Genomic DNA, 13,856 nt, shown 5'->3' with positions numbered 1-13,856 from the left:
AGCTTACAGTGATATCTTCATTATTTACATAGACAACTCCGTCATTAGTAGCACAAGGAGTACACGATCCACCACAGTCTACTCCGGTTTCGTCTCCGTTCTGAATACCATCTGTACAGGTTGGATCAGACCCTCCTCCCGTTCCTACAGTAATAGTATAATCTTCTACTTCTCCATAGCTAAAAGATTCACATGCTGTTGGGATACCATTGTATTTCATTGATACTCTCATTCTGGTATTCCCGTTTTTGGCACCAGATGGGATTGTAAAACTACCACTTACTGGTGTATCTTTTGAAGCAGCTTTACTCCATACCTGCTCGTCTGCATCAGCAAAATCTCCATCCTGGTTATAATCTATCCACACGCTATATCCTTCAGAATATACGGTTCCTGACCAGGTTGGGGTAATGGTAATGGTATTAGAAGCTCCTTTAGATAATGTAGTAGATACCGAAGTGTAATCTCCATATCCTCCTGTAGAACCTGTAGAGGAGTTATCAATTGTTCCTAATTGTACTCTACTGATATATTCGTCTGATACACTTTTTCCGTTAGAATCACATACATTACAAGGTGTACATGACCCACCACAATCTATTCCCGTCTCATCTCCATTTTGGATACCATCATCACAAGAAGATGTTGTCTCTGAAATTATGATCCCATAATCAGCTGTATTTCCACTATCATATGAACCGCAAGCGGCATCTCCATCGGTTCCATCTACAAAGTGACCAATAACCCTTAATCCTACTTTTTTACCTACAGCAGCATTATCAGGTACTGTAATATTGGCTGTAAAAGAATATTCATCGTTTGTGTAATCAGCATAATTTACAACTTGGGTAGCTACCAATTCATTATCAGAAAATACACTATCAAAGTTCCAATCTGCCCATACACGCACTCTATTTACATCACTAGTCCCGCCATTCCCACGTTCTGTTTTAATGGTAATAGGATAGGATTTTCCGGTCTCTAGAGTTGTAAATACGGTATCATAGTAATCACCCGCTCTACTTTTAAGAGGAGCATGGTCTATTGTGCTTAAGGTAACATGATTTACATTAAAATAACCTCCGAATTTTGGTTCACTATCACAGTAGTTTAATGCCGAAGTAATGTAGTCTGTTTTTGTAAGCGTTTTATTTATTCCATTGGCTGTTGTCACTTTTAGAGTAACATCATAAGTTCCTCCTTCAGGAAATATGATATTAGAAGGACTTTTATTGGTAGAAGTAGCAGGTTGCCCTCCTTCAAATGACCATAACCACGAGGTAATAGAATCTCCGTTATCGGTTATAGTAAGATCAGAAAATGCCACACCTTGTGAGAAATTAACAGTGGTAGGAGTTCCCGAAAATTCCATAGAAAAAGTAGCATTTTGATCTATGATATTTAACCCATAATCTTCAGATTCACCACTATCAATACTACTACATGCTGTATCACCAGCATTATTTTGTACATAGTGCGCCAGAATTCTAAAAGCTGTATTTCCTAAAACAGCATCTGCGGGAATAGTGATATTGGTAGTATATTTGTAATCTCCATTAGCATCAACACTACTATTGGCATATGCGTGAGATATTATTAGTTCATTATCCTCATAAATAAAATTATTATTCCAGTCGAACCACCCTTGTATTCTTAAATTATCGCCAGCACCACCATTACCTTTGTTAGTTGTAATCGTTAGAGGGTAAGTTTTTCCTTGTTTAGCTGGGTATTTAAGGCTTTTTGTATAATTAGAGATTCCGTCGTATCCAGATGGATTTGTTCTACCATCAAATTCGACATTAGTAATGTGGGTATAGACTGCGTATGATATATTTACATTACAGTATTCTGTATATACATCATTAAAGTTTACTTTTAAGTTATCTAAACTCTTTTTATATAATTGAGTTACTCCACCAGTTACTATAGGATCTAAGAAAGTAAAAGAAAGATTCGTTACAGAGTTGGCTAGATTATGATTAGAAGCTGTATTATCCAGGTGTATAGTCGCAGAAGTGTTACTGTTTATTACAATTCTGGGGGTTAAACCTGCGGGTAGATTGGCTACTGTATAATCGGTATTAAGCACCATATTTCCAGAGTTTTTTGTAAATGTACAGTCCTCACAAGTGATATCAATAGTACTTTCTATAATCCCATCATTAAGATAACGTTCTTCAAATATTGCTCCAGAGGTAGCGATACGAGCACCTAAATCAGAAGCCAATCCAGTAGCGGTTAGATTGGTGTTTGTCCATAATGTATTCCTGGTCGATGAATTGTCCAAAGCATTGACCATTCGGGTAACTTGTCCTTGTGTAAACATTTTGTAACAATCTGTATAATCCATAAAATTCTCACTATTGATTTCCTGATTCAGACAATTTTTTAACACGGTACAATTGGTTCTTGAAGAGCTTTTTTTGTGAGAAGGAGTATCAGCAACACCATCTCCGTCATTAGGATCATTATTACATACTCCTTTATCAAAGGTATGAGGTAGATCAAAATAATGCCCAAATTCGTGAGTTAATACTGATCTAAAATTCTCATTGGTATTATTTCCCAAATAGCTTCCATTGTATACTACCCGAGCAATATTGGCAGCAGACATGGTGGTATTAGGATACCATGCTACTCCCGAATTATAGAAATCTCCGTCATCGTATAAGTCTCTGGTAATGTATATGTTGCAATATTTGTAATTGTCCCAAGCAACTTTTGCTACTACAGGAGAGTTGTAATTCCCCATTCCCGAAGCTTTATCATAGAATACTACTCCTGTAGTAGGATTTCCATTAGGATCAAGTTGTGCGAGTTTAAATGTCACATCCAGAGGTTGTTTGATAACATCAAAAGGAGCATCAATAGTGCTATAATCTGCATTAAGCCCCTGGAAATCCTCATTGGTTTTTTGTAAAGCATCTTCAATAATCGCTTTGGTAACAGTGTTTCCGCTGTTAAACTCGGTCCCAAATACATGAAATACCACAGGTATTACATATGATTTTGGGTTTTGACCATTTTTCATTCGTGAAGCACTTTGCCTTAATGCTTTAATTTCTGTTTTTGCATAAGGATCGGCCTCATATAGTTTTTGCATTTGTTCCTCCATTTTACACATGTTAGGCTCAGTATTTTGAGCACTGATGTGTAAACAAAAAAGCAATAAAGAGCATAAGACTAGATACCTTATACTTAGATAGTTTCTTTTAAAATGAGTTTGTGTTTTCATGATTAGTTAAAATTTGTGTTTGTTAATAAATTATTAATTTTTGGTTAAATGTATAGTTATGAAGATGATTGTCAAACTAGTACCTACCAGTATTTTAAAAGGTAAAAACACATATTTTTTATGGTTTACTAGTAAGTTTGTAGGTGTTGGATTTTTTATTAAAATCAAAAATCAATTGATTGTTAGACGACTATACTAGAATTATATGAGACCAATCATGGTTAACAGGTAACGAAGAATCTATTTAAAATACAATTAATTATATTTTAATTTTTTGTATTTACTTCTTTATATAGTATATGAGATTCTTTTGAATCGGTAGAAACTGTTTGAGTAGCTTTTGAGTATAAGAAGAACAGATATATTCATATTGCTATAGCTGGTAGTTACTTATTTCAACTTAACAAAAAAATATTCTGTACTCTATTTTCTTTATGCCTACAGGTTTTTGAAACTACTTATCGAAGGGTTTTATTTTTTTTCAACAAAAAATCATAATAAAAATCATAATAAAAATCAAAATTAGTACTGGTAAACAGTAAGATAAGTATCGGCATACCTATTTAAGGGCACTTATAGACTGATAAAAATCATATTTACGAAACATAGTCTGAAATATTTTTGCCCTGCAAATCAATAAGAAAACCCCTAAAAAAGCGAAGATAAATTAACGTCTTATGATTTGTTTGAGAATTGTAAACTAAATAACAAAACCTTAAAGCCAATACAGATGAAAAGCAAAAGAAAAGCCCCCAGATCAATACTAATTTTATTTGCGATAGGATTAGTATATGCCAACTCATTAAGTCTTCATGCACAACTAAATGATAAATATGGATCGTTATCATTTAACAATGCTATAAATGTTTCGGGAAAACAACGTATGCTTACTCAAAAAATGTCTAAAGCATATTTATACTTACTTAATAATGCTAATGATGTGAAGGTGAAGAGAGATTTACTGTCGAGTAAGATTATTTTTGAAGAACAAAACCGTGTTCTTTTACAAAATACCCAGTTTAAGGGAACTATTGAAAAACTAGCCAGGGTTAATGAATTATGGAAAGAATTTAAAGTACTCATTGAAACACAACCAAGTTATGAAAATGCAAAGAAAGTAATAGAAACAAATACAGATCTTCTTAAAGCTGCGAATGCAGTAGTGTCTTCTATTATTTTAGAATCTAAAAACGCTCTTCAAAGTGTTATGGATGATGTAAATGAATCTCATTTAATTGAAGATAGATTAGAGTTAGAAGGTATCATAAATATATCAGGAAGACAACGAATGCTTTCTCAACGATTGGCATTTTATTATTATGCAAATCAAATGGAATTGAAAAATAAAAACTCTTATCAGATGCTTAATAATGCTTTTCATGAACTAGACGGAGCAATTAATAAGTTTTTGATTTGTAAGTTTAATACTCCTGAAATTGATGAAAAAATAGGATTAACTTTTTCTCAATGGAACGTGATCAAAAAAAATAAAAATAAATTAAATAATCAAGAATTTACGGATAAAGAAATCTATAAAATGAGTAACGAGCTTACTCGATTATTTAATGATATGACATATTTGTACGAGAAAATAAAAATATGATAGAGATTCTAAAGTTATAAATACAAAAGCCGGAAGTTTATTCTTCCGGCTTTTGTATTACATAATAAAGGGTTTATTCATTTACAAGTACCCATTCTCCTTTTTCGATTAGTGGGATTGCTTGTTTGTATTTTACGGTTTTATTCTCTCCACTCATCACATGTTTGATCGTTACTCTATCATTACGTCCGATTTTTGGTTGTTCTCGTACGATAGTTTCAGTGACTTGGGGTTTTCCTTGTGTTTGTCCCGCAGCTCTATTTTGTGCTGCACGTTCATCCATATTAGGAATTTCTTCTTTAGAAGTTTCTAACTTCTCTTTTCTTCTCACCTGGCGAGCTTCAGAAATATCCTGAGTATTGCCAGTAGGTAATTCTCCTTTAAATAAGAATGAAATCACATCTTTATTTACCTCTTCGATCATAGCTTTAAACAACTCAAAAGCTTCAAACTTGTAGATTAATAAAGGATCTTTTTGCTCATGAACAGCTAGCTGTACACTTTGCTTTAACTCATCCATTTTACGAAGATGTGTTTTCCAGGCATCATCAATAATGGCAAGTGTAATATTTTTTTCAAAATCGGTAATGAGTTGTTTTCCTTCAGACTCATATGCTTTTTGCAAATCGGTAGCAACATTTATACTTTTTACTCCATCTGTAAATGGTACTAAGATTCTTTCATACTTACTGGCAGGATCTTCATATACTTGTTTAATAACAGGATAAGCAGCATCTGCATTACGTTTCATTTTATCCTGGTAATGCTCATATGCAATTTTATAAATTTCTCCTGCAATCTTTAAAGCATCCATTTTTTCGAATTCTTCTGCAGAAATCGGACTACTCATAGAGAAATATCGGATCAATTCGAATTCGAAATTCTTAAAGTCCTGGGCAGCTTTATTTCCTTCTGTGATTACTTCTACAGTGTCATAGATCATATTGGCGATATCAACACGCAAACGTTCTCCGAATAAAGCATGATAACGACGTTTATATACAACTTCACGCTGTGCATTCATTACATCATCATATTCTAATAATCGTTTACGAACGCCAAAGTTATTTTCTTCTACTTTTTTCTGAGCTCTTTCGATAGATTTAGAGATCATAGAATGTTGAATTACTTCACCTTCTTTTAGTCCCATTCTATCCATCATTTTGGCAATACGTTCAGAACCAAATAAACGCATTAAGTTGTCTTCTAATGATACATAGAACTGAGAACTACCTGGATCTCCTTGTCGACCGGCACGACCACGCAACTGTCTGTCTACACGTCGAGAATCATGACGCTCTGTACCAACGATTGCAAGTCCTCCTGCAGCTTTTACTTCGTCAGATAATTTGATATCTGTACCACGACCAGCCATATTGGTAGCGATAGTTACTACACCTGCATTACCAGCTTCGGCAACAATATCAGCTTCTTTTTTATGAAGCTTTGCATTCAATACATTATGCGGTACTTTACGAATTGTAAGCATTCGTCCTAATAATTCTGAAATTTCTACAGAAGTGGTACCAATTAATACAGGTCTTCCTGCTCGGGATAACTCTGTAACTTGTTCTATTACGGCATTATATTTCTCACGTTTGGTTTTGTATACCAAATCTTCCATGTCTTTTCTGGCAATCGGTCTGTTGGTTGGTATTTCTATAACATCCAATTTATAGATTTCCCATAGCTCTCCTGCTTCTGTTACCGCAGTACCTGTCATACCAGATAACTTACCGTACATACGGAAATAGTTCTGAAGTGTCACCGTAGCAAAAGTCTGTGTTGCATCTTCAATCTTTACATTTTCTTTGGCTTCAATAGCCTGATGCAATCCATCACTGTATCGACGCCCATCCATAATACGGCCTGTCTGCTCGTCAACAATTTTTACTTTATTATCCATCACAACATATTCTACATCCTTTTCGAATAAAGAATATGCTTTTAATAGTTGACGTAAAGTGTGAATACGTTCGCTTTTTACGCTATAATCTCTAAAAAGATCTTCTTTCTTTTCTGCTTCTTCTTCTTTTGATAATTCAAAACCTTCGATTTTAGCGATTTCCATACCAATTTGTGGTAGTACGAAGAAATCCGGATCATCTTTTCCCGAAAGATATTCTACACCTTTATCGGTAAGATCTATTTGATTGTTTTTCTCTTCTATTACGTAATACAGATCGGCATCAATTTTATGCATTTCTCTGTTATTATCCTGCATATAGAAGTTTTCTGTTTTTTGAAGTAGCATTTTTACACCTTCCTCACTTAAAAACTTAATTAAAGCTTTATTCTTAGGAATCCCTCGGTATACTTGTAGTAATTTAAAGCCTCCTTCTTTAGCATCACCTTCTTTAATTAGTTTTTTAGCTTCAGCTAAAACAGTAGTAAGATATTTTTGTTGTACCGAAACGATATCAGCAATCTTAGGCTTTAACTCATCAAATTCGTGTACATCTCCTTTTGGTATAGGTCCAGAAATAATTAATGGTGTACGTGCATCATCAATTAATACAGAATCTACCTCATCTATAATTGCATAATTATGAGGGCGTTGTACCAGATCTTCTGGGGCATGAGACATATTATCACGTAGATAATCAAAACCAAATTCATTATTGGTTCCGTAAGTAATATCTGCATTATAGGCTGCTCTACGTTCTGCAGAGTTAGGCCTGTGATTATCAACACAATCTACAGTAAGCCCATGAAACTGAAAAATTGGAGCCATCCACTCGCTATCTCGACGAGCAAGGTAGTCATTTACTGTTACCAAATGAACACCATTACCTGATAAAGCATTAAGGTATACCGGGAGTGTTGCAACCAGGGTTTTTCCTTCTCCTGTTTGCATCTCTGCTACGTTTCCTTCGTGTAGTGTAATACCACCAACAAGCTGTACATCGTAATGGATCATATCCCATTTTACTTCTTTACCAGCAGCATCCCAACTTGTTGCCCAAATGGCTTGTTCACCATCAAGAGTAATGTGATCTCTGGTACCAGAGAGTTCTCGATCATAAGCAGAAGCGGTAACTTCGATGCTTTCATTATTAGTAAAACGCTTTGCAGTCTCTTTTATAACAGCAAAGGCTTCGGGAAGAATATCGTTTAGCGCTTTTTCTGTGATTTCATAAGCTTCTTCCTTTAATTTATCGATTTCACCATAGATATCTTCTTTTCTATCAATATCTTCTGTGTTATTAGCTTCCTCGTTAAGTGTTTCTATTTTGGTATTGATTTCTGTGCGTGCTTCGTTTATTCTATTTTTAAAATCAACAGTTTTAGCGCGCAGTTCATCATGAGAAAGGCCTTCAATTGCCTTTTCTGCTTGTTTTATCAATTCGACCTTTGGTTGAATTTCTTTGATGTCTTTTTTGGACTTATCTCCAACAAATACTTTTAATACAGAATCTAAAATTCCCATAATTTTATGGTTGTGTGTTTAATGAGATTTTAATTTCAAAACGAAACTAATTGGTTCCTTATCTACTTAAGGTAACATGCTAATCTGACCTCAATATCTGAAGTCTATCACTATCTCAGGACCTAAGTGGTCATATTATACAATACTTTTAAGCCGTAAATAGCCATAAAGTGGCATAATTTACGCAAAAAAAAAGCCTCTTGCGAGACTTTTAATACTATTTCATTTATTTAATATTCATCCTCATTCCAAAGATAATCTTCATCTGTAGGATAATCAGGCCATATTTCCTCTATAGAGTCATACGAATCTCCTTCATCTTCAATTGCTTGTAGATTTTCTACAACCTCCAGAGGTGCTCCAGTACGAATTGCATAATCTATTAACTCGTCTTTTGTAGCAGGCCAAGGCGCATCACTTAAATAAGATGCTAATTCTAAAGTCCAATACATATGTTTACTGGTTTAATTTTTTGCAAAAATAATTTTTTAGTTTAAAAAGTCAAGTAAAAAATTAATTATTTAAACAATAATTATAAGAACGTGATTTTTTTGGGAGTTTCCCTTACTAATTTTAACAGTTATTAAATTTTAAGAATTCTTTTTAGGAATCCATTCAATTTCTTCTGCCTTAAGATCGAAGGACAACTTTCGTGCCAGTACAAAAAGATAGTCAGATAGTCGGTTTAAGTAATGCAGTGTTGTTTCTTCAAAAGGGTTTATTTCATAGAGTGCCGTTGCTAAACGCTCTGCTCTTCGGCATACACAACGAGCAATGTGACAGAATGACACAGTTTGGTGCCCTCCTGGTAATACAAAATGTGTCATTGGCGGCAAAGATTCGTTCATTCTGTCAATTTCTTTTTCTAATAACTCAATGTCTTCTGTAGAAATTGTAGGTATATTTAGCCGTTTTTGCCCACTTTTTAGTATAGCTTTTTCAGGATCAGTTGCTAAAACAGCTCCAACAGTAAAAAGTTTATCCTGTATATTAATTAATATTTTCTTACTTAATTCATCAATTTTTTGATCCCTGATAAGTCCAATATGTGAATTAAGCTCGTCAACAGTACCATAACTGTCGATACGAATATGATGTTTAGGTACCCTGGTTCCGCCAAAAAGGGCAGTGGTTCCTTTATCACCGGTTTTAGTATATATTTTCATTGAATTGCATATTTGTTTAATAGATGATAGCTACTTAACTAATAAAAGTACATTCTTAGTATAGTTTTGATTACACCATTTGTGTTTAGCATGTATTTTATCCGGAATTTCGTAATTGTGTGTTTTTTGATCTAGAAAACCAAACTTATTATAAAAATGCTGAAGATGTTCAAAAGGAAGGCACCATATCTTTTTATGTTGTTCATGATTTTTTAATAAATGCAATATGATCTTCTCTGCAATTCCCATACCTCGAAATTGATCCAATACATACATTCCTCCTAATTCTAAGTTGTTTTGATCAATATTCACAACTCTTCCCAGTCCGCATTTTGCACCTTCAACCTCTGCTATAGCAATATACTCGCTAGTATAATCAGATACTACAAAATCTATGTTTTGATAAGTGTTATTTACCCATTCTATATCTTCTAATGTCGCCTTTCTAACATATATTTTTTTCATTTTATAGAATATAGTTATTTTCTCTTTTTCTTTTTTTGATAGTTCTGTCTAAAATTACGTTTGTCACGATCATACAGTTTATTTTTATTTCGTTTGGTGTTCCAGGATACTGCTACGAATAAAATAGCAATAACTATAATCATTAAAATTAACTGTGTTTCTTCAGAAAGAGTATCTAACATTACTTTTACTTTTGGAGTAAAAGTAACAAAAAGGCCTTAATTGCATAGTTAAGATTATCATAGTTTATACCCCAAAATTAAATTTATATCAAGTTTTCTTACGCACTGCGAACTTTCATTTTTTCCTCTGTTATTGTCTTTTTATAATTAGCTGGTGCAGTTATAGGGATAAAAAATGTCATTATGATATAAAAACATAATTTTTTGTTTAAAGAGTGTAACTCTGGGCGGAGTTGATCATTAAAAATGCTAAATTTGTTGCGTTATGGAATTTTCCTCAAAATTATTAGAGAATGCAGTTTATGAAATGTCTCAATTACCAGGGATAGGAAAACGTACTGCACTTCGATTAGTATTACATTTACTTAGACAGCCAGAAACCCAGACCCAGCACTTAACCAAAGCTTTGGGAGTATTGCGAGAAGATATTAAATTTTGCACTACATGTCATAGTATTAGTGATACAGATATTTGTGATATCTGTAGTAACCCGGGTAGAAATCGTGAAATTATCTGTGTAGTAGAGGATATACGGGATGTAATGGCTATAGAGAGTACAGGTCAATTTAGAGGGTTATATCACGTTTTAGGAGGTAAGATAAGTCCATTAGATGGTATTGGTCCGCAAGAATTAAATATTAGTTCTTTGATCGAGAAAGTTAAATCTGGAGAAGTAAAAGAATTAATATTTGCGTTAAGCGCAACGATGGAAGGAGATACTACTAACTTCTATATGTATAAACAATTAGAGGGAGTAGATGTAAAAACCTCTACGATTGCCAGGGGAATTGGTGTTAATGATGAATTAGAATATGCAGATGAGGTTACTTTGGGAAGAAGTATACTTAATCGAATTCCTTTTGAGAATGCATTAAAGAGTCCTTGATTTGCATATACTTAGAAGTATCTGTAAACTTGAAGGGATAAGTATTAAGTAAATTTTAATACGAAAAAAATAATTTTTAAGCCGAATTTTAATTAAATTCGCAAAAAACATAACTTATAAACACTTTTGATTAAGAATATGGCAAAATTTGAGCTGAAACTTCCAAAAATGGGTGAGAGTGTTGCAGAGGCAACAATAACAACTTGGTTAAAAGAGGTTGGGGATACTATCGAATTAGATGATGCAGTTGTTGAAATAGCAACTGATAAAGTAGATAGTGAGGTACCTAGTGAGGTAGAAGGTGTACTGTTAGAAAAACTTTTTGATGTTGATGATGTAGTACAGGTAGGCCAGGTTATAGCTGTAATAGAGACTGAAGGTGAAGGAGCTATAGAATCAACTCCGCAAGAAACTACTGCCAAAGTAGAGGAAACTCCAAAAGAAGCAGAAGTACTAGAAACACAAATCGCAGAAACAGTAGTGGCAGGAAATGCAACCGATTTTTCTGAGAGTAGTAAGTTTTATTCTCCGTTAGTAAAGAATATTGCTACGACAGAAAATGTTTCCTTAAATGAATTAGAAGCTATTTCGGGAACAGGTAAGGATGGTCGTGTTACCAAAAATGATATTTTACAATTTGTAGATGATCGCAAAAACGGAAAAATAAAAACGCAGCCTGTAAAAGAAGAAATAAAAGCAAAACCAGAAGCAACTCCAGCTAAAAAGCAAGAAGTAGCTAAAGCAGCACCGGTAGTAGCATCAGGAGAAGATGAGATTATAGAAATGACCAGAATGGGCAAACTTATTGCACATCATATGGTCGAATCTGTGCAGACTTCTGCTCATGTGCAGTCATTTATAGAAGCCGATGTAACCAATATCTGGAACTGGAGAAAGAAAGTAAAAGGAGATTTCATGAAGAGAGAAGGAGAGAACCTTACGTTTACTCCTATTTTTATGGAAGCAGTTGCTAAAGCATTAAAAGATTTCCCGATGATGAATATCTCTATCTCTGGAGATACAATTATCAAAAAGAAAAATATAAACCTGGGTATGGCAGCAGCTTTACCCGATGGTAATTTAATTGTACCCGTGATTAAGAACGCAGATCAATTAAATTTGGTAGGAATGACCAAAGCAGTTAATGATCTTGCAAATAGAGCACGTAATAATGCTTTAAAACCAGATGATATACAAGGTGGTACATATACAGTAACTAATGTGGGGACATTCGGAAGCATTATGGGTACACCAATTATTAATCAACCGCAGGTAGGTATTTTGGCTTTGGGAGCAATTAGAAAGGTTCCTGCCGTTATAGAAACGCCAGAAGGAGACTTTATCGGTATTCGATATAAAATGTTCTTATCACACTCTTATGATCACAGAGTTGTTAATGGAGCACTAGGAGGACAGTTCGTACAACGTGTAAAAGACTACCTTGAAGCTTGGGATGTGAATAGAGAGTTTTAAGAAACATTATTTCCAAAATAAATACAAACCACGACACTAGCTGTTGTGGTTTTTTTATGTAAGTAATTTTTTTGAGATTTTCTTATACTTACTTTTTTTGTATACTATATAATTTGTAATAATACCAAGCAGCTAGGCCACCAATAAAAGAAAATAAAGCTAACATCCAGAATACATGTTGGTGTCCTTCGGGTCCTGGTGAATTTTCTAGAAGATATCCCATTGCGGGCCCGGCAAATATATCAGGAGTATAGCCTATAAGAGAAATAATCCCAACAGCAGTTCCTGTAAGAACCAATGGGATTTTTCCTCGCTGCATTACTGCAAAGTATAAAGAACGAGCTGCATACACTCCCGTCGCTACCACTAAAATTGATATAAAAAATAAAGCTGTTGCAGAATCTGAAATTATGCCAGAGGCAAACAATAATGCTCCGAAGAATGAAACTATAAAACTAATAAGTAGCCAAAAAGTGGTTTGTGAGCGATCAGCTAATACTCCAATTAAAACTCCGATAATGGGTCGGATAAATAACAAAAATGTACCCACTTGAGCCGATTGTACTTGATCATATAGCATAACATCTTGAGCATATAGTGAAAATACATCGGTAATTTTATAGCCTACATAAGCACATAAAATAATAATCATGAGTAACCAAACAGAAGGTAGACGCAATACTTCCAGTACTTGGGATATTGTGATTTTCTCTACTGTAATTTGTTTTTCTAATTCATGATCCATTTTCATAAATAACCAAACTAATACTCCTACAATACTAACAAGGCCAGAGGATACTAAGATTACATATTTAAAAGCAGCTTTGCTTTCGGCGGTAGTCGCTTCAGAGATTTCTGAAGTAATAAATAGTGAAAAAATAAATACTCCCAAGACTCCAAATAAAGCACCAACTAACCCTCGACCACCGTCTAAAAATCCAAATGCTTTACCTTGAGAAGTGTTGCCACCCCAAACGCGAGTAGCTTTAATCATGGGTGCCCAGAATAAAAATATAGTAGTGAATCCCCAATAACCATAAAGTACTTTTAATACTGTATAGTTGGGGAAACTGGCATATATTAACCCTCCCAAAGCGGTCATCCATAGTGCCGTTGCTATTAATTTTCTTGGAGGAAACTTGTCAGCTAATGCGCCTCCAAAAAGGTAGGATATTAGAGCTACAGTTCCATAAATAGAGAAACATATACCTAACTGAATATTGTCTAAGTTAAATACCTCAAGTACCGTTGGTCTAAATACTCGTGAAAGAACAAATGGAAGAATAAAAACAGATTCTCCGGCTAAAATAACCAGAAAAAGAAAGTACCATGGCGGTTTTGTTTGATTCATAAAGTATTGAAGTGAATTAGACTTTTAAGTCTAAATATATAGATTTCTATGTTAAATAAGTT

Annotated in this window: 10 protein-coding genes; 3 read left to right on the top strand and 7 right to left on the bottom strand. The window is 34.1% G+C overall.

Annotated elements, in window-relative coordinates; translation table 11 throughout:
* On the bottom strand, positions 1–3,106 hold a 3,106-nt coding region (locus DK441_RS00390), incomplete at its 3' end, for a M43 family zinc metalloprotease (protein WP_160111870.1).
* Positions 3,107–3,968: 862 nt separating this feature from the next.
* Between DK441_RS00390 and DK441_RS00385 the strand changes: the two genes are divergently transcribed.
* Positions 3,969–4,841 carry a type IV pili methyl-accepting chemotaxis transducer N-terminal domain-containing protein gene (locus tag DK441_RS00385; protein WP_109096987.1) on the top strand — a complete coding sequence of 291 codons (873 nt, stop codon included), beginning with the start codon at positions 3,969–3,971 and terminating at the stop codon, positions 4,839–4,841.
* A gap of 73 nt (positions 4,842–4,914) precedes the next feature.
* Here the strand turns inward: DK441_RS00385 and secA are convergent, their stop codons facing one another.
* From secA to DK441_RS26335, 5 genes are all read right to left on the bottom strand, one after another.
* A complete protein-coding gene (gene secA, locus DK441_RS00380; RefSeq protein WP_074408723.1) occupies positions 4,915–8,271 on the bottom strand; it encodes a preprotein translocase subunit SecA in 3,357 nt (1,118 codons plus the stop codon).
* Between the two features lie 230 nt (positions 8,272–8,501).
* Complete coding sequence (locus DK441_RS00375; protein ID WP_008272287.1) at positions 8,502–8,723, bottom strand: DUF2795 domain-containing protein; 222 nt, start codon at positions 8,721–8,723, stop codon at positions 8,502–8,504.
* Positions 8,724–8,861: 138 nt separating this feature from the next.
* Positions 8,862–9,437 carry a cob(I)yrinic acid a,c-diamide adenosyltransferase gene (locus tag DK441_RS00370; RefSeq protein ID WP_074408722.1) on the bottom strand — a complete coding sequence of 192 codons (576 nt, stop codon included), beginning with the start codon at positions 9,435–9,437 and terminating at the stop codon, positions 8,862–8,864.
* Between the two features lie 30 nt (positions 9,438–9,467).
* Positions 9,468–9,902, bottom strand: coding sequence for a GNAT family N-acetyltransferase (locus tag DK441_RS00365; RefSeq protein ID WP_109096986.1), 435 nt, complete (start codon positions 9,900–9,902; stop codon positions 9,468–9,470).
* A gap of 14 nt (positions 9,903–9,916) precedes the next feature.
* Positions 9,917–10,084 (bottom strand): hypothetical protein, encoded by a 168-nt coding sequence (locus tag DK441_RS26335; RefSeq protein WP_159099208.1) that lies wholly within the window; start codon positions 10,082–10,084, stop codon positions 9,917–9,919.
* Between the two features lie 265 nt (positions 10,085–10,349).
* Here DK441_RS26335 and recR point away from each other — a divergent pair, with 265 nt between their 5' ends.
* Together recR and DK441_RS00355 are read left to right on the top strand one after the other, a co-directional pair.
* Positions 10,350–10,970 (top strand): recombination mediator RecR, encoded by a 621-nt coding sequence (recR, locus tag DK441_RS00360; protein ID WP_109096985.1) that lies wholly within the window; start codon positions 10,350–10,352, stop codon positions 10,968–10,970.
* A 138-nt stretch (positions 10,971–11,108) separates the two neighbouring features.
* A complete protein-coding gene (locus tag DK441_RS00355) occupies positions 11,109–12,443 on the top strand; it encodes a dihydrolipoamide acetyltransferase family protein (RefSeq protein WP_109096984.1) in 1,335 nt (444 codons plus the stop codon).
* An 88-nt stretch (positions 12,444–12,531) separates the two neighbouring features.
* Here DK441_RS00355 and DK441_RS00350 read toward each other — a convergent pair whose 3' ends face one another.
* A complete protein-coding gene (locus DK441_RS00350) occupies positions 12,532–13,794 on the bottom strand; it encodes a nitrate/nitrite transporter (protein ID WP_109096983.1) in 1,263 nt (420 codons plus the stop codon).
* Positions 13,795–13,856 lie beyond the last annotated feature (62 nt).

The organism is Aquimarina sp. AU58 (assembly GCF_900312745.1).
Taxonomy (GTDB): domain Bacteria; phylum Bacteroidota; class Bacteroidia; order Flavobacteriales; family Flavobacteriaceae; genus Aquimarina; species Aquimarina spinulae.
Note: the sequence above shows the minus strand (reverse complement) of the source record. Positions and strands in the feature narration are given on the sequence as shown.